The organism is Pseudomonas zeae (assembly GCF_014268485.2).
Classification (GTDB): domain Bacteria; phylum Pseudomonadota; class Gammaproteobacteria; order Pseudomonadales; family Pseudomonadaceae; genus Aquipseudomonas; species Aquipseudomonas neuropathica.
Map to the genome: position 1 here is coordinate 3,453,176 of NZ_CP077090.1, position 20,600 is coordinate 3,473,775.

At 54.7% G+C, this 20,600-nt stretch carries 13 protein-coding genes; 4 read left to right on the forward strand and 9 right to left on the reverse strand.

Annotation, left to right across the window (positions count from 1 at the left end):
* Positions 1-321 precede the first annotated feature (321 nt).
* Complete coding sequence (locus HU754_RS15080; protein WP_186623174.1) at positions 322-687, reverse strand: histone-like nucleoid-structuring protein, MvaT/MvaU family; 366 nt, start codon at positions 685-687, stop codon at positions 322-324.
* A 395-nt stretch (positions 688-1,082) separates the two neighbouring features.
* On the opposite strand from HU754_RS15080, the gene HU754_RS15085 reads away from it, so the two are divergent.
* The 3 genes from HU754_RS15085 (at position 1,083) to HU754_RS15095 (ending at position 3,443) form a co-directional block, all read left to right on the forward strand.
* Positions 1,083-1,259, forward strand: a complete 177-nt coding sequence (locus HU754_RS15085; protein WP_186623176.1) for a DUF3606 domain-containing protein — start codon at positions 1,083-1,085, stop codon at positions 1,257-1,259.
* Between the two features lie 84 nt (positions 1,260-1,343).
* Positions 1,344-1,559, forward strand: coding sequence for a hypothetical protein (locus HU754_RS15090; protein WP_186623177.1), 216 nt, complete (start codon positions 1,344-1,346; stop codon positions 1,557-1,559).
* A gap of 312 nt (positions 1,560-1,871) precedes the next feature.
* Positions 1,872-3,443: a hypothetical protein gene (locus HU754_RS15095; RefSeq protein WP_186623178.1), complete on the forward strand. Its 1,572-nt coding sequence runs from the start codon at positions 1,872-1,874 to the stop codon at positions 3,441-3,443.
* A 99-nt stretch (positions 3,444-3,542) separates the two neighbouring features.
* Here HU754_RS15095 and HU754_RS15100 read toward each other — a convergent pair whose 3' ends face one another.
* On the reverse strand, positions 3,543-4,403 hold the full coding sequence (locus HU754_RS15100; protein WP_186623179.1) for a DNA/RNA non-specific endonuclease: 861 nt from the start codon (positions 4,401-4,403) through the stop codon (positions 3,543-3,545).
* A 78-nt stretch (positions 4,404-4,481) separates the two neighbouring features.
* Between HU754_RS15100 and HU754_RS15105 the strand changes: the two genes are divergently transcribed.
* The gene (locus tag HU754_RS15105) at positions 4,482-6,521 is read left to right on the forward strand and encodes a patatin-like phospholipase family protein (protein ID WP_186623180.1); all 2,040 of its coding nucleotides are present in this window, start codon (positions 4,482-4,484) and stop codon (positions 6,519-6,521) included.
* Between the two features lie 141 nt (positions 6,522-6,662).
* Here the strand turns inward: HU754_RS15105 and HU754_RS15110 are convergent, their stop codons facing one another.
* The 7 genes from HU754_RS15110 to HU754_RS15140 all read right to left on the reverse strand — a co-directional run bounded on the left by HU754_RS15110 (position 6,663) and on the right by HU754_RS15140 (position 20,524).
* Positions 6,663-6,917, reverse strand: coding sequence for an Imm32 family immunity protein (locus HU754_RS15110; RefSeq protein WP_186623330.1), 255 nt, complete (start codon positions 6,915-6,917; stop codon positions 6,663-6,665).
* Positions 6,914-11,467 carry an RHS repeat-associated core domain-containing protein gene (locus HU754_RS15115; protein ID WP_186623181.1) on the reverse strand — a complete coding sequence of 1,518 codons (4,554 nt, stop codon included), beginning with the start codon at positions 11,465-11,467 and terminating at the stop codon, positions 6,914-6,916. Before HU754_RS15115 ends, HU754_RS15110 begins: the two co-directional genes overlap by 4 nt.
* Before the next feature lie 118 nt (positions 11,468-11,585).
* Positions 11,586-11,849 carry a PAAR domain-containing protein gene (locus tag HU754_RS15120; protein WP_130902052.1) on the reverse strand — a complete coding sequence of 88 codons (264 nt, stop codon included), beginning with the start codon at positions 11,847-11,849 and terminating at the stop codon, positions 11,586-11,588.
* An 85-nt stretch (positions 11,850-11,934) separates the two neighbouring features.
* Complete coding sequence (locus tag HU754_RS15125) at positions 11,935-12,348, reverse strand: immunity protein Imm33 domain-containing protein (RefSeq protein WP_367617431.1); 414 nt, start codon at positions 12,346-12,348, stop codon at positions 11,935-11,937.
* A gap of 115 nt (positions 12,349-12,463) precedes the next feature.
* On the reverse strand, positions 12,464-12,946 hold the full coding sequence (locus HU754_RS15130) for a DUF4265 domain-containing protein (RefSeq protein WP_110718478.1): 483 nt from the start codon (positions 12,944-12,946) through the stop codon (positions 12,464-12,466).
* Positions 12,936-17,621 (reverse strand): RHS repeat-associated core domain-containing protein, encoded by a 4,686-nt coding sequence (locus HU754_RS15135; protein WP_186623182.1) that lies wholly within the window; start codon positions 17,619-17,621, stop codon positions 12,936-12,938. The genes HU754_RS15130 and HU754_RS15135 overlap by 11 nt, the downstream gene beginning before the upstream one ends.
* The gene (locus HU754_RS15140; RefSeq protein ID WP_186623183.1) at positions 17,618-20,524 is read right to left on the reverse strand and encodes a type VI secretion system Vgr family protein; all 2,907 of its coding nucleotides are present in this window, start codon (positions 20,522-20,524) and stop codon (positions 17,618-17,620) included. Before HU754_RS15140 ends, HU754_RS15135 begins: the two co-directional genes overlap by 4 nt.
* Positions 20,525-20,600: the final 76 nt, after the last annotated feature.

Below are 20,600 nucleotides of genomic sequence, written 5' to 3' on the forward strand. Positions count from 1 at the left end.
CGTTTCAAGGGATAAAACTGGCCTAAAGGCTTTGGTTTCCGCTACGTAATGATATGGACTTACTACGTTCGGCCAACTCTTTGCTCCTGACTATTGGGAAATTGCAGAAACTCCCGTTCTGATATCTACGCCCTGGGATGTGGATACATCGACGATTGCTATCCCGAACTCATAGCGCAGAGGTTAGCACCTCTCCCCCGCTCGTCGTTTTTTGCGCATAACGGCTAGAGTATGGGGTCGGACGTGCTGTTAGGATGCAACTCGTAAGCCCAGAGAGCAGAAAGAAGAGCCCATCAGGGCTCTTTATTGTTCAGCCTCTCATCAGTTGCCGAGCCATGACTCCACTGTGTCAGAGCCATACTGCTCCTTCCAAGCCTTCAGCCCACGATGATTACCGCCTTTTGTTTCGATAGTCTCTCCGTTGTGCGGATTTTTATAGACCTTGACCTGGCGCGCCTTACGACTGCCCTTTTTGGCGGGAGCTGTTGAAGCGCGGCTGCCCGTTTGGGGATCCAAAATGTTGATGACGTCCTTGAGGCTGAAGCCGTACTTGGCCAGCAAATCACGAATCTTCGTTTCGAACTCAATTTCCTTCTTTAGCCCGGCATCCCCCTTCAGTGCCTCCAGTGCCTGCAACTGTTCAGCGAGATGTTTTTCGAGCTGGCGAAATTCTGCGAGTCTGGACATGGAAACCTCGTGGGTGGGTAGAGATCACAACTAAATTGAAATCAAATCTAACAGATTGGTTCCCATCAAACGTAGCTCGATATTCAAATCGCTCTACTTATCTGCCTGAGCCCCACAAGCGTTAAGTTCTTCTACGGTGATCTCTCCAGCCCCCCTTTCTCGTCTAACACTAAACAAATAACCCTAGTAAGCAGGTGCGCGGTAACCGGTTCGCCATCCATAGATCGTCAGCAGTCTCACCAGAGCACTCGCATCAATCCTTCAGCATCTTTATCAGAGCGGGCCACCCGTTGTGGCCGGCCGCTCCTACCGTCCCCATATCGCGACTCCAAATCTCAGTTATGACCTATGCTCAAGCCTTCTGAGAACCCCCAATTACAACCAAGGAGATCGACATGGCTGATGATCTGCACAACCGCGGGCCGCAAGACGGAAAACGAGTGAACACTTCCGAAGAATGGGAGTTGAAGTATTGGTCCAAGGAGTTCGGTGTCACCGTTGACCAGCTCAAGGCCGCAGTTAAAGCAGTTGGCCCGATGGCCGATGATGTACGCAAAAAACTCGGGGAATAACGCTTGAAAGTGCCCTACGTCACGGTAGGGCTTTTTCTCGATGTGAACATGGCCTAACCGCCTTCAATCCGGACGGAGTCAAATATGCCGAATTCAGACTTGATGGCACCGCTCCTCTCCAAGATCCACGAAAACCAACTCGCACTGGAGGCAGCCATCATGGAGTTGTCGAATTGGGTTGAGCAGCAAGGTTCATCAGACACTGCGGAGAATGTCCGAGAAGCCCTCGCAGCGATCGACCGAAATGAAGACTTCATCAAGATGACGTTGGCGCTGATCGATACATCCATCGAACAATGAAGGCTGTGGGAGCCTCCCAATCGCCTTCAGAAAAGTTCGTCGCCAATTTTCCTAGATCATCATCCGAATCCAGTGGATAGCATTCAACTGCCCTACCTACTCATTCGGAGAATCACATGTCCAAAAAAAGCACGCCAGCCGATTCAGTACGCCAGCAGCGTAACGATAGATCTGACGCTCTGAACAACAACCGCGGAACTTCGGGTACAAACCCGACGAATGCCCATGTTCACGGTAACCGTGGCAAGCAGTTGAACCCTAACCAACGCTAGGACCGCGTCCCGGTCTAGAGCGGGTGATTGAGGATTCAATATGAGCTCAAAAGTTTGTTTCGCAAGTCAGGGAGAATTGATCAGGCTCGCTTTCGATGCGTTTGGCGTGCTTCCTCGCAAGGAGGCGGATCGTGATGAATTCGATGAAACAGCCAAAAAAAACATTCAGAAGCAGCTGGAGCGACTTGCCAAAGAGGAAGGTCACCTGGCTTCGAACTTTGGCGAAGCTGTCCGACTGCTCGGCGGCATGCTAATGGGTTACCTACCCAGTACACGGATGGTGCAAGCCATAGGTGATCCGCTGTCTGCCCTGCATTACGGCTACAACCAAATCGTCCGTACTGAGGGCACATTTCTGAGCAAAGCTCAGACCCTTCGATACTTTATCTCGATCAAGGCAGTCCCACTGCTAGTGATCTCGCTGAACCAGAGCCTGCTGCGGCACAAAATCGCGGACTTTCAACTGGAAACGCCCGAGGACGAATTCTGGTATCTACCGTCGATAACCAGCGCCGGCGAGATGACGATGCCTTTGGCTAAAGTCATGCGCTGGGCTTACGCTCGCTGTGGCATTTCGCAGACGCAGTTTCATTATCCTGGAAAGAACGCAGCCTCCGATGATTACGCGCTTCAGCACAACCTTGATAATGCCATCAACTGGATCAGAAACCCCTCGCCTCCGGCCCTTCCAGCACTGATAAAGAACTTCACAAACTCCTTCAAGGCGCTCGCTGAGTGCGGGCGAGAGATTCCTCCTCCCGTTCAAGCGAGCGTTCTGACAAGCCTGGTGTTGGCCAGGGTAACGAGCTACATCGCAGAGCTGATTTCCCAAGCGTACGACGTTAAGTATCTGGAGGATGTTTGCAATCAATTCCGAGACTACTCGCGATGGATAGCGGAGGACGTCAACGAATTCAAAACCGAGATACAACCGGTGATGCAAAGACAAGCGTCGCCTGAGATGGCTTGGGTGACATGGCAACATGCGTGTAGTGATTTCTGGGGCTTTTTCGATGCAAAAGTTGATCACGTAGCAGATACGCTGCAGCAGATTGAAAGCGCAAATGTTGGCACCCCAATCCCGGATGAAATCATCGCTGCACTGACCATCGAATACGGTCGGTTTGCAGTATGCACCCGCATGGACCTCTATGAGCGCACGCTACTATTGAGCCCGCCTGAGGGGTTTTTCGACATGCTAAACCAGGGCTTCACCCTCAAGCATGACCCATGCACTCACTGGTCGACCATCGACGAATACGCTGAGCGCATTAACTCGCTTGGCCTTGAAGACCACCTATGCTGGATGGCACCTTGGCTACGGGCGGTCTACCACTACCGCCAAGGTGAATTCGTAGCAGCCCTAGACCACTATCAGGTCGCGTTTGAGTATGCCAAATACCGTGCCGGCAAGTATCAGTACGACCTGGTAAATCAATTCATCGAAGTGGCCGCCAAGAACGACAGTCGACGCAGATTCAAGAAAGGGATTGAGTGGGCACAGTATCTAGACATCAAGGTTCGATGGCTGCGCAACGACGAGCCAACGGAAGAAAAACTGAACTACGTTTATGGCATGTTGAAAATAGCTCGATACGATCACCAGCTATAAAGAACCCATTGCCGGCCAGCCAGTAATACTGCTGGTTGGCTCGGCCCGGAGCAGTGTGGATCGAAGATCCACACCTATCCTTTATCAGTTCGTGACTCTCTACCTGGCGGAAGTCTGCTGAGAGACTTCACAACCTATTCTTGATGGCAGAAGCCCTCTCTTCACCTTCAAATCCGCCTGTACATCTGAAGGCAATCGGCTCCACAGATTCAATCCGGAACGCCTCTCGACCTCCGTAACGGTGGCCTGGTAATCACAAAAATTGGCCGCGCGTGGAGTACTCTGGTCCATGATGAAGGCGGCGTAGAGACCGGTAGCAGGCGTACGACCAATGAAGATGACCTTCCAGTAACCACTTGGGATTGTGTGTCCCTTCGTGGTGCCAGGCAGCGAACCAATCGCTCGTTCATAAAGCGGGCCGGTAGCCACATAAACCGCATCAACATCTGCGGCTTTGCTGAGATTGCGTTCCTGGTCCTCAAGCCGAGCCCACGCGCCCTGATTGAGATCCGCCTTCTGCGGAGTGATGTTCGTCAGGTAATTGAGCGCCTGCCAATCAGACGTCCCGCCCAAGGACGCCAAGTTCGCCTGATGCCCGCGATCGATCTTCAAAGCAGCGCTGGCCCCGTTATAGTCGCTGGGGGTGAGTGTTTCACTTGAGGGTACGTCTGGATCGGTCTTCCAATTACGAGGTCTCCCACTGGCGGGTGTTGTTTTCGTAATCTTGTAAGCCACCCAGTTCGCGAACTTGGTGGTTCCGTTGTTGTTCAGGGTATAGGCCTGACGATACAAGGTCATCTCGCTACCGCCCGTTGGACACCCCACCAAGCAGTTGTCAGTCGCATCACCCGACGACGGCTTAAGTCGCTCAGATGTAGTGGCAGTATCTAGCATCCGCGGTGCTGTGCAGGCACCTATCAACGGGATGAGGAGCAGTGAGAGCAGTCTTACTTTTAGCATTCCTTGCACTTGGTTGGCCTTTCAAAAGGCGGCAAGTCTAAGGTCGTTCTTACGTACGACAAAGCGTCATTTCCGAATATGTTTTTCAAGAAATGGCCGGGGATTTGTCCCCCACCAATCCATCCTGATCAAGCCAACGTGTATGTGACTACTCGCAGCTATACTTCAACTGCTGCACCACCCGATCGCGGCACTTACCCAGGATCTGAGATCATGACAAGGACTGTGGCCACTTTCGCCGGGCATTTTCTAGTGCTTGGCCTCGTCGGTGTACTTGCTAACTGCAGCTCCATTCCCGAGAAGTGGGACGAAGGTCGAAAGGGACAAGCTCCAGGCGTCAAACCTCTGCGTCCGCTGGCGCAGATCACGGCAAAAACATTAAGTGCTGACTACGCGACCGAACCTCAGTCCGGCGCCCCAATCGCCGTGGGACTTTCCCTCTCTGGAGGTGGAACGCGCGCAGCGATGTTTGCGCATGGCGTTCTCCAGGGATTGAATGACAGCGGTGTTCTCGCCCAACTCGACGCCATGTCCACCGTTTCGGGAGGAAGCTATACCGCGCTCTGGTATTACACCCAACGTTTAGAGGCGCGAAGAGCAGGCACGTCATACAGCGACATGTTCAACGATTGCGTCCCTCTGTGGTGGCAGGAGCCACCCACCGCTGGCGAAGACAGCTTCGAAACTAAGCAGAAAATACGAAAAGCATTGGAGCTCGCAGGCCAGGGCACCGATGGATTCAAGTCCATGGAGCAATGCACGCAGAATAGGCACTTTCGGGAAGGCGATCCATACAGACGCCAGGTTCACCTCTCGCGTTGGCCGGACGTATTCAGATATTCAGAGACTATTCCTACTGGCAATGCTCAAGGCGCCCCGTGGTGGGAAACGATCCGCCTAGCGATCACCAGTGTAGGCGAAGTCTTCTTCTCACCTCTCATCAAAACCGGGGACGTCCCTTCTGCCTACCAGTACGGTATCGAACGAGCTTGGGCGCTAAACCCCAACCCCCGAACCAGCCCTTATCAGGACTTCAGCTACACGAACGATACCGGCAAACCGCAAACATCAGGCTGGCATCTGGACCCCACCAAAGCCACATGGCAGCAACTGAGGGTACTGTACGAGGACAAATCAACAGGCAAGATTCCCCTGTGGATTTTGAATGCCAGTAATGCCCCACGAGGCGCCGGCACTGACCAAAGTCGGATCTTCGAAATCACACCCTTTGGTCAAGGTTCAGAGCTCACCGGATACCTGCGCGGTGGGGTGCCCAGCATTGCTGATCTCGGCACTTCAGTTCGCGCCTCGGCCGCAGCGCTGGATGCACAAGGCGCTGGTGAGAAGTACGCGCAATCCCTCTCCCCGCGCAACTTCATGTTTCCCTTAGCCGAATGGGGCGAGACGGTAAAGAACCCGTTTCAAGATTCGCCGAAACGCTTCCACCTCAGCGATGGTGGTCACTCAGAGAACCTGGGGGTCTACAGCTTGCTGCGTCGGGGAGCACGCGACGTGATCGTGGTAGATGCTGCTGCCGATGTTGAAGGACGCATGGCGGATCTCTGCGCTCTGCGCAGCATGCTGGCGAAAGAAAAAGTCACCTTGAAGTTCTCAAGTGAACTGACGCAACTCGACACAGTGTGCGAGGGTGCGATTGGCAATCCACACTCAAAATTACTGGGGTACAACACATCTGCCTGGTTGAATCCCGTGGTGCCCGGACAAGTCATCTGGCCGCCGGAGAGCGGCCTACCACCGAGCCGCATTTGGCTGATTAAACTGGGTTGGGACCAGCAGGCAGTAAGACGTGCATTCAATGACAAAAAATGCGAAACACTTGAATATCCGGTCAGTTGTATCGTGACTGCTTACTATGGCCACAACACCAATACGATACGGCCGAAGGATCAGTATCTGTTTTTCCCTCAACTGACCACTCCAGGGGCAGGTTTCAGCAGCAGTTCCTATATGTTTTGGGCGTACCGTGAGTTGGGAAGAACCGCGGCATCTGCCTTGAAACTGCAGCCCGATGGCACGCTAGCTTTGCAGCCGCGAATCACACTCAAGCCCCAACGAGCGGATTGTGTTCGTCCAGATTTGCGTCCTGAACCTTGTTGAGGAGGGAAGGCTTCTGGCCTCCCACCTCTGGGATGCAGATTGTAAACGTGTGCCATAACTCGACTTACAATCACCAAATTTTGTATAGAGCAGAAACACTTTTCTTCCACCCTATACTTTATTTAAAAGCCACTCCAAGCATTAAATGATCTTCACGACTTTGCCATTCAACGCTATAAAATCAACGTTATTTTCATAATCGAAATCATCAATAACATCTTGAAGATGCATGTGCTCCAACCCGTTATCTGACATTTCTTCTGATGCCCTGATCAAGAATCTACCTATTTCCATCAAAGTTTCAGGGTCAGCCAAGATAGATACTTCATCCAGTTTTATTTCTTGGTCACTATTCACAGCAGTGCCGTGAACTGTAAATTTGGCAAGCTTTTTCATAGATTGAATCCTTGTTCTCGAAGATAATCTTTTTCTTTCCGCGTAAGCTCCGAAACGCTCCCCCTGGTTCCATGGCTCTGTGATCCGTCCTTGTTGACCACTACTTCAGCACGCCTCGCTTTGCACTGACAATGAGCGTGTACTTGCTGGTTGGTATTTTCCACATGAGGAGGGTCTATGCGGATGCGACCATTTCCGACCTGCTCCCAACGACCAGACTTAGCAAGCCCAAACGGGTCGATCCATCCAGTCGGGTTCGGAGCATATTCGTAGAGATGTATCCCTCCTGCGTAGCCAATGGGATCTTGGCAGATAAAGCGACCTATCGTAGGGTCATAGTAGCGATGTCTGTTGTAGTGCAGCCCCGTCTCATGATCATGGTACTGCCCTTGGAATCGGATAGGGTTAGCAATACCCTGCTGCTTCGCCCATTGCGACCGCTCCTCCCGTATCTCACCCCAAGCCTTGTACTGAGCACTCCACACCACATCACCGTTCTGATCGGTCAACTCCTGAGGCGTGCCCAAGTGATCGCATTGATACCAAGTCAACACATCAATAGGGGGCGACACTGCGGAATGATTCCAGAGCGGATCATCCTCCAGGCTGTAATCCTCGTCGTATTCAGGCAGCCCCAACAGATTAATGGAATGATTCGTCATCGCCTGAGCGACAGGAATGAACGTTCCGGGCTCAAACACGTAGTGAATGGTGCGCCCCGCCTCCCCATCTTGCTGAGCAGCACGACTTTCCCAAGCCAGGTTATCGCCATCCCAACCGTACAGCGTAAAGCCGCAGCCATGGTCCCGCTGCAAACGTGCGTGTTCTGCACTATTCCAGAGTGAGCCGGCTGCCGGCCGCTGCTTGTAGTGGACCTTCGAGTTCTTCAATAGACGCCGCCCAAGGGCGTCGTAGGCAAACTCCACCGAAAGCCTGGCGTCCTCGAAATGCACCAGTCGATCGAACAGATCCCAACGCATCTGGCTGTAAGCACCATCGCGCCAACGCTTGATCTGGTTACCACGCTCATCGTATTCGTAGTGAGTCCCTGCATACTCGCGCAGCAGGTTATCGACCAACTTGCTGCGCGGGGGAGTCAACTCCAAAGGCCGCCGACTCTCTGCCGCCTTCTCATCGAGCAGGTTACCCGCCGGGTCAAAGTCGAAGGTTTCAACACCCAAACGATTCACTGCGCTTAGCAGCCTGTTCACCGGATCATAGCGGTAGGACAACTGGCCACGGCGCGTATCGTTGATTTCGTTTAGCTGGCCTGCGGCGTCATAGGCGTACTCCCGCTTAAGCAAAACCGACTTGTCATCACTACGCCCCAACAGTTGTTCTTGCAGGCGCCCGGCCGGGTCCCACTTCTGCGTCTGCACAAGACGATTGCCTTGATGCCGAGCCACTTCGCGATGCATGTCGTCACGCTCATAGCCCAGCAACTCATGCTCGTTCAGGCGCAACGCCAAGAGATGACCACTGCCGTAGGTCAACCAACTGACCCGATGACCGTCAGGACGAATCGTGGCCACGCGTTGGTTAAGCACGTCGTATTCATGCTGCCACACAGCAACCAGTGGTTTCTCCAAACCAAGGTAATGCTGATGCTCGCGCACCATATTGCCGGCAAGGTCATGGAACCACTGCACTCGGCTATCTGCGTTACTGGCAAGAATCATGTTGCCCCTGCCGTCATAGGCGTAACGCTCCGCTTGAGACTCATCGCCAAGCGAAGCAAGACGCTCCGTTACACGGCCCATCTCGTCGTACGCTACCGTCACAATGCGGTCACCGGTAGCGACCTTTGAAAGGCGTCCAGAAGCGATGTCGTACTGGTAGCGAGTCAGGCGCCCGTCAAAGCCTGTTTCTGTCAACAAGCGTCCTACTGGGTCGTAGAGAAATTGCGCCGAGCGCTCGTTCTGGTTCTCCAGCGCTTGCAAACGTCCCAGCCGATCCCACCGATACCGCAAAGTCTGTTCCGCAGCATCCACTCGTTCTTCAACGAAGCCCGCCGCCGTGTAGCTCCAGGTCGTACAGCGATCCAACCCATCGACATGAGCCAGAAGCCTACCCTCAGCATCGCGCTCAAAACGCTCCTCTGTTTTGTCCGGGTGCCTGATAAGCGCTACCTGCCCAGCCTTGTATTCGTACTCGGTGCTCTGCCCTGCTGCATCCGTTGCACAGATCATCAAGCCGCGATCGTCATATTCCCACGCACTGGTCTTGCCCGAGCAATCCACATATTTGAGTAATTGACCCGCGTCGTTGTATTCGAGGGTCTTCTCATTGCCATTGGCATCCTTGATGGCAATCGGCAAACCTTTTTTGTCATAGACGTATTCAGTCTTGTTGCCGAGCGGATCGACCGTTTCAACGAGGTTGCCAGCATCGTCATAGGCGCGCAGCCAGAGCCCGCCTTCTGCGTCCATGATTTTGATCAATTGGTCATGGTCGTCATAGGCAAAGTGCACCACGCTATTGTCAGCGCGAATATGCTCAAGCCGATTGCCGCGCTCGTCGTAGCTATAGCGATCAGTGGCCCCATCCGGATGCACATGCCGGACTACGTTTTTCGCCTCATCTCGGAACAACCACTCCGACAAGCCATCGGCGTGTCGAATCCGATACGTGTAGCCCAGGCTGTCGTAGTAGTGCCACGTTTCGTTGCCGTGAGCATCCGTGACGTACGTCAGACGAATGTTCTCGTCCCATTCCAAACGGGTGTCGAAACTGCCGTCATCAGCCCATTCGCGCACAGCTTTGGCATCAGCGCCTGTGCCATCCCATTGCAGATTCATGCCGCGCCCAGTCCGGTCGCTGTAGCGAGTAATCAGGTGATACTCATACTGATACGACCAAGCCGCACCGTTCTCATCCTGGGCGAGAACCAGGTCGCTCTGTGCATCGTATTCATAGGCACATAGCTGACGCTGTGGGACGCCATCACAGATCTCCCACAGCCCAATCAACCTGCCATAGCCATCAACCATGGTGCCGATGTGTCGGTGAACCTTGGTGATGTCATGTTCCTGATAGGTGATCAGGTCCGACAAGACCGGCACATCGCCGTGGCGATGCTCATGATGCAACATGATTCCGGCGCCATTGCGTAACTCGACACTGACCAGCATGTAACTGCGCCCATGACGGCTGTAGGTTTCCTTGCGCTCGAAACCACGGCATAGGAGTAACCGACCCTCGCTAACGTGCAGCAGGGTAATGTTCTCTATCGCGTCGTAATGGAATTGGCCGATCTTGGGTAGCGGATAGGTATGACTTCGACCGTCTGCATCGTGGAACACCAGGCCTTCGTCCTGCTCATCGATGCGCGTCGTAAGCGATGTGATCCAGCGCGCTCCCAAGATGCCCGAATCATAGGCGCCAAGGTCTGAGCAGTACGTGCGTGTCCAATCAATGGGAAATGCGCCGGGCAGGCTGAAATCCGAGTGATCAAACGTCTCTGTACCCATGGCAAAGTTGATGCGCTTACAGGTCGCAGGACACACTTCGTTTTTCTCGTCATTAGGGCGCGACTTCGGCTTTGATTCACCACGGCTGACTTCAACCTTGCCGTCGCTAGCAACACGTCGGGACTGACTGGTCATGCCTGGCTTGACGTTGCCGCCCTGCCCGTGCGCATTGCGCATACGCCACGCTGCAACGGCGCTGGCCAGCACTACCAACAGCGCGCCAATCGAGCTTTGAACGGCCGGGTCACTCAGCTTGTTCAACTGCGTGCGCAACTCAGGTCCCATTGCGCGCAGCGACTTCGTATGAACAAGAACTTTCTTCTTCGCTTGCTCTGGCAGGAGATGCTCGGCCGCACTGTTGGCAACACCTTTGCCGGCCGCTGTGTAAACGTTCGCCGCGGCGCCAAAAATGTTGCTGATTGCGCTCATCGGATCATGGAGCAACTGGCTGCTGGCAGCGCTTGCCATCTGCTGTGCGGCTTTCAAATTACCTTTGGCGTCGAGTTGTCCGTTTACAACTCTCTCTAAGCCGACGGCAATTTCGTTGAGGATTTTCGCGCCTAGTTCTCCTGCATCATTGAGCAACTCTTTGAGTTTGGCTTGTGCCTGCTTAACGAAATCATCGATCACGCCCACGATGTCAGCGTTCAGATGACCAACCACCACGTTGATCAACGCATCACCCAAGACCAGCTTTCCGACCTTGGCGACTTCCTGTCGAACAAGGAACAGCGTCGGTCGCAAGCTCATGCGCGCGGCGGCCATGTTCGGCGGCATGGGCAAAACACCGATCAGGTTGATCCCCAAGCTGACCCAATTGAGAGGGTCTTGTCTCGGACTGTTGGAAAGCGTTACGACATCATTCAGCGCATCGACCAATGCCATGATGTTGCCGACAACAGGTAGAGCCCCTGCCACCGTTTTAATGCGCTCCAAGGTGACAAGATCACCACTGATCTCTCGCAACCAGGCATCGAATTGAGCCGCACTGCGCCCGACGTCTTCGACCATGATCAAATTCAGGGGAACAACGGCGACTTGGGGTTCACGTTTGGTTGCGACAGCGGTATTGGTCGTCATGGGAGCGTCTTCAGCGAGCAGGCTTGGAAATTCGGAATGTCACGAGGCCTATCGCCTTTGAGGAGCCGACAGAAAGTCGCCTCTCGTTAGCAATTGAGCCCGGGTCTAGTTAGATGGATCAGCTGATCACTGCGCCCTTCGGACCGCTCGCAATGAGCGCAGCTCCGCAAGCGGTTTTCATGCCGTCCAGAGCGATGGGCGTGCCATCAACGGTGTAGGTGCTGCTGCCTTCAGCAATAGGGAAAACCCCCTTGCAAAGTGGACAGCTCACCTTGTGACCGACACCTGCAATGGGCTTGCCGTTGAGGTCGGTTCGAGAGAATGCTTCGAGCACTTTGCCACCGTGAGTGGTGGAGTCGCCCAAGCGGATTACATCTTTCATGGTGTCACTCCTTTGACTAAATCTTGGTTACATGTCGGCCGTCGAACAATGAAATCAGGTTGGCCATCGCTGAACCTCTTAACACTTACTCGGCTTTCCAAACATCTTCATACCCTGAGTCATCGATGATGAATTTGGCCCCGACCGGTAGGCATAAATAATTCAACACTTGGGGCAACGTTTCGATGACATGGCTGATGTGAACCGGTTTATAGAAGTCGTCTGCTTCCAAGTATTCACCGCAATGTATGAACCAGCTGACATTGGATCCCTCGGGTATCTGCACTCGAGTGCCGTAGATCGGTGATTGACCTACTGACTCTGTGGCCAAGGCCACGATCGGTTCAGGCATCTGCGCAGGCATACCGAACTTATCGCAGACCTCTTTCTGAGAGGCGCTGGGAAAAATCGCATCAACCTTCGGCATTTTGACCCACGATTTCTCACTCATGACTTGAATATCCGAGATAGCACACCATGCCCAACGCTGATCGACCATGCACCTACCGACTTCACACATTGGTTCGCGAGTTCATGGTCGATCGAGTACCGTTGACTGAAAGCTCACCTTCCCAAGCGTTGATCACAGCCGACCAAAACTCCCCTCAAACCAGTCAGCTCTGCAGCCACCAATTCAGAAGCGTTTCATCATCTTCGTCATCAATATTTTTATAGATATTGGCGTAATACCATTCGAGTCCTGTTTTCTTGCGAAACCGATCAAAAAACTCATTGATGTTGTCCATGCCGTTGCTTGAAGGCACAGCCAACGAGAGATTGCCTTCGAAAACGCCATCAAGCGTTCCACCCAACTCACGGCCAACATCAGTTTCGAGTTGTGCAATGACCTCCTCGGGAATGTAGTCAGCGTAGATATGAATACAAAAATTCCCTCCGCGCTTCAGGACTTCGGCGTGGGTGTTTTTGTTCTTGATCGAGATGACGTCACCTCGAGCCAAATTCAACGCAAGACCAGGTGAAGACAGCAGCTCATAAGTATCCGACCCCATCGCAATAGCAGGGAGTTCCTCGAATACAGGGCTATCGTCATTTGACACAAACACCTGAATCAGAACAGGCAATTCTTTATCGTCCATATGGCGCTCCACAACTTCCACGTTCGACACACGACATGCCTTCTTTCACATAACCGCTATTTCCCGCACTCAGGTTACACGATGCGCCCTCAAGATCTACGTTGACATCAGCCAGGTTGCCGCCATTTGAGGTGGCCACATTTTTATGCCCCAAGTGCATGTCATCAGGATTATTAGAGGTATGCCCACACCGCCAGCACTTGTAAACGCCCACCGGCTTACTTTTATCGATGAGTTTTTTGCGACATGCCGCCTGCCCTTTTCGACTGCCTCCGCCGACTTTACTCGCAGCAATATCTTGAGGCGAGGCTCCAGCGCCGTCTTTCAGCGCGCGCTTAGATGGCGGTTTCTTCACCAATCCTAAAGGGTCTACCCATTGGGTTGGGTTGGGCGCGTATTGATGAAGGTTTATGCCCCCCATCAGACCTATCGGGTCCTTTGAAATGAAGCGACCTACCTGGGGGTCGTAGTACCTGTATCGGTTGTAGTGCAAGCCTGTTTCGTGATCGTGGTACTGACCTTGGAAACGAATTGGATTGCTCAGCCCCTGCTGTACTGCTGAGGCTGATGTATGTTCTTTAACCTGGCCCCAAGCCTTGTACTGGGCGCTCCAGGCGACCTGACCATCCTGATCGGTTAGCTCTAACGGTGTGCCTAAATGGTCACACTGATACCAGGCCAAGACATCAACCGGCTGTGCTTTAGGGACGTGACTCCAAAGCGGATCATCTTCGAGACTCTCGCCACCGACATATTCAGGCTGATTTAACAGATCAATCGAGGCGTGCCTGATCGCTTGAGCCACCGGAACAAACGTGCCGGGTTCATAAACGTAATGGACTGTGCGCCCAGTCCCCCCATCGCCTGGCGCAGGACTGCTTTCCCAAGAGAGATTATCTCCGTCCCACCCGTACAAAGTCAGGCCACAGCCAAGCAAACGCTGAACACGCCCCTGCTCATTTTTATTCCAGTGGGAACCTGCTTCAGGACGATTTGTATAATGGGCGGTTGAATGCTTATACAGCCGGCGACCCAAGGCGTCGTAGGCATATTTGACCGAGAGACGATCATCCTCGAAATGAACCAACCTATCGAACAGGTCCCATTGCAATCGACTGCGTTTACCATTGTGCCAACGCAGCGTCTGATTGCCACGATCGTCGTACTCGTAATGGGTGCCGACATATTCACGTAGAAGATTGTCTACCAACCGGCTACGTATTGGGGCCTGATCAAGAGGCCGGCGTACTTCTGTCACCTTTTCATCGAGCAGGTTACTGGCAGGATCGAAAGCGAATTTTTCAACCCCGAGCCGGCTTGCTGCACTGATCAGCCGTCCTACCGGATCGTAACGATAGGTCAGCGGTCCGCGACGCGTGTCGTTTAGCTCGGTCAACTGGCCGACCGCATCGTATTTGTATTCGCGCTTCAGCAAAGTGGAGTTGTCATCACTTCGGCTTAGCAATTGCTCCTGCAGGCGACCTACCGGGTCCCACTTTTGAGTCTGGCGCAGCCGATTGCCTTGATGACGAACGACCTCACGATGTAAATCATCTCGTTCATAACCGACCAATTCGTGATCATCCAGTTTTAACGCAAGCAAATGCCCACTGCCGTACGTCAACCAGCTCACCCGGTGACCATCCGGGCGGGTCGTAGCGACACACTGGTTGAGGGGGTCGTACTCATGCCTCCAGATTGCTACGAGCGGTGCATCCAGACTCTGATAATGCTGATGCTCTTTGATCAGATTACCGGCCAAATCATAGAACCACAGCAATCGGCTTTGGTCATTCGTGGCCAAAACCATGTTGCCGTTACCGTCATACGCAAAGGATTCACTCTGAGACATATTGCCCAAGCTCGCATGGCGTTCGACAAGCCGTCCCATGGGGTCAAACGACATCGAAATGACGCGCTCACCGCTGATGGCTCTCGCCAAACGTCCGCTTTCAGAATCGTACTGATAGCGCGTAACAACGCCATCGAATCCTTTTTCCTCAAGCAACCTTCCGACGGGATCATAGTGAAATTGGGTGCGCTGCTCGTTTTCGTTTTCCAGCGCGATAAGATGGCCTAGACGATCCCAACGGTAACGAAGCGTTTGCTCGCAGGCGTCTACGCGCTCTGCAACCAACCCGGCAGCGTTATAGCTCCATGTCGTGCAGCGATCCAGACCGTCAATATGAGCAAGCAGACGCCCTTCGGCATCACGCTCGAATCGCTCCTCGGTTTTATCTGGATGCGTAATCAAGGCGATATGTCCAGCCTTGTACTCATACTCGGTGCTTTGTCCTGCTGCATCGGTAAAACACATCATCTGACCGCGATCGTTGTATTCCCATTCGCTGGTCTTGCCAGAGCAATCGGTATATTTCAGAAGCTGACCAGCATCGTTGTACTCAAGCGCTTTCTCGTTGCCGATTGCATCCTTGATAGCGATCAACTGACCTGCTTTGTCGTAGGCATACTCCGTCTTGTTTCCAAGAGGATCGCCCGACTCCACCAAATTGCCGGCATCATCGTAAGCTCGCTGCCACTGCCCGCCTTCTGCATCACTAACCTTGATCAGTTGATTAAGATCATCGTAGGCGTAGTGAGCGACACTGCCGTCGGGACTGATGTGTTCGAGCAAATTACCGCGCTCGTCATAGCTGTATCGATCGGAGGTACCGTCTGTATGAACGTGACGAATGATGTTTTTCGCGTCATCGCGAAAGAACCACTCTGAACGTTCATCGGCATACCGAATCCGGTAGGTGTAACCCTTGATGTCGTAGTAATGCCAAGTCTCATTGCCATGGGCATCAGTGACGTATGTCAGACGGATGTTTTCGTCCCATTCCAGGCGAGTATCGAAGCTGCCGTCATCCGCCCACTCGCGCACAGCCTTGGCGTGCGACGTGTGGCCATCCCACTCCAGATTCAAACCTCGGCCGGTGCGATCGGTATATCGAGTCAATAAGTGATGCTGATACTGATAACTCCAGGCAGCACCGTTTTCATCCTGTGCCTGGATCAGATCGCCGTGGATGTTGTATTGGTAATTACACAATTGCCGTACGGGCGCGCCGTCACGGATCTCCCAAAGACCGGCCAACCGTCCTTGATCATCAAGCAGGGTTCCAACGTGCAAGTGGACCTGCGTGATATCCCCTTGATAGGTGATCAGGTCAGACAATACCAAGGCATCCCCGTGCCGATGCTCGTAGTGCAGCATCAGCCCCGCACCACTGCGCATTTTGACATCCGTCAGCCAGAAGGAACGACCACGACGGACATAGGTTTCTTTGCGCTCAAAACCGAAGCAAACGAGCAGTTGATCCTCACCGGATCGAACCAGCGTGAGATTTTCAACGGCGTCATAGTGAAAGAGGCCTACCTTGGGCAAAGGGAAATCGATGCCACGACCGTCGGCTCCAAAAAAAACCAGCCCATCGCCCTTGCAGTCGAATCGGGTGGTGAACTCTGTCACCCACCGAGCGCCCAGTTCGCCCTTGTCAAAAGCATCGAACCGGGAGCTGTAGGTACGTACCCATTCAATAGGAAATGGACCTGGCAGGCTGAAATCGGTATGGCTTAGCGACTCGGAGCCCAACGCAAAGCTAATACTGTTGCAAGTACCCGCGCATGCACCATTTTTCTGGCCATTGGCGTTGGCATTCGCAGGAGCCTGACGGCTGCTGGCTTCGAGCCGCCCTTCACCTGCTTTGTTCTGCGCCTTACTGGTGGCGTTGGGTTTAACGCTAGCGCTCTGTCCATGCCCACGACGCTTGCGCCACGTCACCACAGCACCACTGAGCATTTGCAACAACCAACCGATGGAGTGGCGCGTTCCCGGGTCACCCAACTTACTCAGTTGGGTTTTGATCTCCGGCCCCATGGCTCTCAATGTGCCGGTGTGCGTCATCACCAGTTTTTTAGCCTGGTCCGGCAGAAGATTCCTCGCCGCGCTGTTGGCAACTCCTTTACCTACGGCTTTGTAGGCACTGAATGCAGCCCCAAAGATATTGCTGATCGCCGCCTTGGGGTCGCTGAGGAGCTGATTGCCCGCCGCCGTGATCTTCTGTCCCGCCGCGCGCGCATCGCCTTTTGAATCGAGCTTGCCATTTACAACGGCCTCGAGACCCTTTGCGATTTCGGTGACTGCACTCTCGCCGAGTTTTCCAGCATCGGCGAGAATGCCTGAGAGCTTGCCTTGAGCCTGTTTCACGAAGTCATCGATCGTGCCGACAATGGTGGCGTTCAAGTGCCCGACCAGCACTTCGATCATTGAATCGCCCAACAGCATCTTGGCGCTATTACGCAATTCCTGACGTACCAAAAACAAGGTCGGACGCAAACTCATTCGAGCAGCAGCCATGGTAGGAGGGGCTGGCAAAACACCGATCAGGTTGATCCCCAGGCTGACCCAATCAAGCAACTCCCGCTGCTTGCTTTTGGTAAGCGTGACGATGTCGCCAAGCGCGTCGACTAGCGCCATGATGTTGCCTACAACCGGCAATGATCCGGCGACCCCTTTGATTCGATCGAGCGTGACCACATCACCGCTGATGGATCGCAACCAGGCATCAAAGCGAGCAGCACCACGACCTACGTCCTGCACGTCCAGCGTGTTGAGCGGAACGACGGCTACCTGCGGCTCGCGCTTCTTGGCAACGGCAGCTTCAGTCATGACAGCACCTCTCCATTCAACAGGCCAGGTGCTTTGAGCGAAGGTTTCGGCAAGGATGGGGCCGGCAGGCTTGGCAGCTTGCCCGCCTTGCTTGCTGCACCAAGGATGCTCGATGCACTAGGCATTGCCGCACTCGCCAGTTTTGGCAGGCCAGCCACTCCGCCCTGTACAGCACCTTTGACCTGTTGCGCCGTTTGCATTGCACCTTGTGCCGTCTGAACAGCACTCATCCCTGTCTGAGCCATATCCTTGCCCTTCTCCAGCACATCCCAACTCTTGCTCGGCAACACTTGAGCAACCATTGCTTGCACTTGGCTTGGAGCTTCGTCCGCACCCGGCGGATTCAACGGCCACTCCGGCTTGCCGATGTAACTGCCATCGCTCCAGGTGTCCGCCGGATCCTTGCCAAACAGCACGCGCGCAGGCCCGGGTGCGGCGCCGGCGACACTGGCGAAACCCTTGCCGTCTAGCTTGCCTTTGATGCTTTTGCCCAGCGCATCGATGACTTCGTAATCGCCCTCTTTGATGCCCTGACGCCCGGCGTACTGGTTGAACAATTCCAGATTGCCCTTGCCCGGTTTCGGCGGTTCCGGGAATACCCCGGCCAAAGATTTCGCCCCGGTGTAGGCGAAGTTCGCCGCGTGCGCGGTGTATGGGCCGCTGGTGGCGTGGGTGATGCCGCCGGCGTTGTAGGTGGTGGCGCTGCCACCACCCTGAATCACCAGTTCGGTTTTTGCGGTGATGGTGATGCGGTCGGCGTTGGCGGTGATATTGAGTTTGGCCAGCAGGTTGATGCTGTCCTTCAGGGCGCGCACGTCGATATCACCGGAGGCCGCGACCAGACGCCAGCCCATACTCTGCACGAACAGGCGCATGCCGCGACTGGCACTGGCCAGCAGGCGTTTGCCGATCGACAGGCTGGTGTGGCCGGTGCTGCTCAGCGCCAAATGTTCGCCGGTGGCGATGTGGCTGGAGCGCGGCGTGGTCAGGGCGATGCCGGCCGGGCTGGCGAGGACCAGATGCGGCTCGGTGAACTCGGGGAATTCGTTGGCGGTGAGGTTCGCTGGACCGCTGCCGAGTACGCCTTGATGCTGAGCGTGCAGCGCTTTGGCGACGTCGTCCTGATCGCCGGCCTCTTGGGCCTGCAACTCTTTGGCTTGAACGGCGAATCCATCTTGCTGATCGCTCGCAGTGGCGAGGCGTTCAGCGGTTTCCGGCAGATCCTTATGGTGTTTGGATTCGTTCGGCCGCGGCTCGGTGGTGATGAGCAGACCGGCACCGGCACGCACGGCACCGTGGCGGTCGGTTCTTAGCTCAAAACCTTCACCGCGCGGCTGACCACCGCTCGGGCGCGGATGGGTCAGATAGCCGAGGTTGATCGCACTCGCGCCATGATCACTGCGCAGCGCAATGCTGATCTCGCTGGTGGTGTCGTCGATGCGCAGTTCGTTGGCGCGGCTGCCCTTGTATTCCTTGCTCTTGACCGTCGCCAGCGTCTTGAAATCCGGCAGTTTGTACGGCGGCAGATTGGCGCCGTGGTACAGGCAACCGGTGATCAGCGGCTGATCGGGATCGCCCTCAAGGAAGGTGATCAACACCTCCATGCCGACCCGAGGAATGTTGATCGAACCAAAGGTTTCCGCGGCCCAGCTCGACGCCACGCGCATCCAGCAACTGGTCATGTCGTCGTGCTTGCCTTCGCGGTCCCAGAAGAACTGCACCTTCACCCGGCCGTACTGGTCGCAGTAGATCTCTTCACCTTCAGGGCCGCAGACCACCGCGCTCTGGGTGCCGAGGACTTTCGGTTTCGGGTGGTCGAGCGGCGGACGGTACGGCACATCCCACGGGATCGCGCTGAAGCGGTTGCGATAGCCCTGGTGGAAATCGTCCTTGTTGTCGGTGGTGTCGCTGGTCACCGACTCTTCGAGCACCTGCGGTTGTTTGCCCTCGTGGAAGATTTCGGTGAGCAGCCACAAGTCATTCCAGGTCGGATTGGCGTGGTCGGTCAGGGCGAGGAAATGCCCGCTGACCAGAATCGGCTGATCGCTGTTGCCCTCGGCCAGACGGTAGTCACTGCGATGACGTTCCAGTGCGCGATTGGCCAGGTGTTTGCCGCGCTCGCGGTCAACGAAACGGCCGGGGTAATCGTAGTCTTCGAGGTCCGGTTGCGCGCTGCTTTTGGCGTCGCTTTCCAGCTCGATCTTCGGTTTGACGAAGTCGTAATCGCGGCGCGTGGTGCGGCTGGTGCGGGTGGCCAGACGCAGGCCGAAACGCTTGACCACCGGTTTGTCGGCGACCAGCCCGGAATCCTGCTGATAGGCCACTGGCGCGAGTTTCGGGAACACCGTCTGGTCATCGCCGAAGGTCAGCTTGTGGCCGCTGGACGTGTGCTGGAAGTGGTAGTGAATGCCCTCCTCCTCGCACAGGCGCTGGATGAAATCCAGGTCCGATTCGTCGTACTGCACGCAGTAAATGCGCTCGGGATAAATCGCGCTGAGCTGGAAGTGGTAATCGCTGGCAAGGATGCCGTGTTCTTCCAGCACCTGGCTGATGATCTGCTGCACGGTCATCTGCTGGAAGATGCGCTGATTGACCCGATGCGCGAGGTACGCCAGTTGCGGGCGCAGCGAGATTTTGTAGCGGGTCAGGCGTTTGCCCGCCTCGCCCTGGGCGATGCTGTAGACCAGCCCGTGAATCCCGCTGCCGCTCGGCGACAGCTGAAGAAACGCCAGTTTGTGCAGCACGCTTTCGAGGTTGATCGAGGCCTTTTCACTGACCAGTTCCAGCTCGAATTCGAACGGCGTGTTGAGGGCCTCACGACCGGTGAACGACAGCACCTGGAAATCGCTGTCGATGCCATCGACGGTCAGATTGAAATGAGGCTGGTTGGCCGGTGAGAACATTCCCTTGTCCCTCGCGCAGTGCTGCGACGCGCAATAGCCCGCTAAAGGGCAATTGTCGAAAATTCTTTAGAAGTGA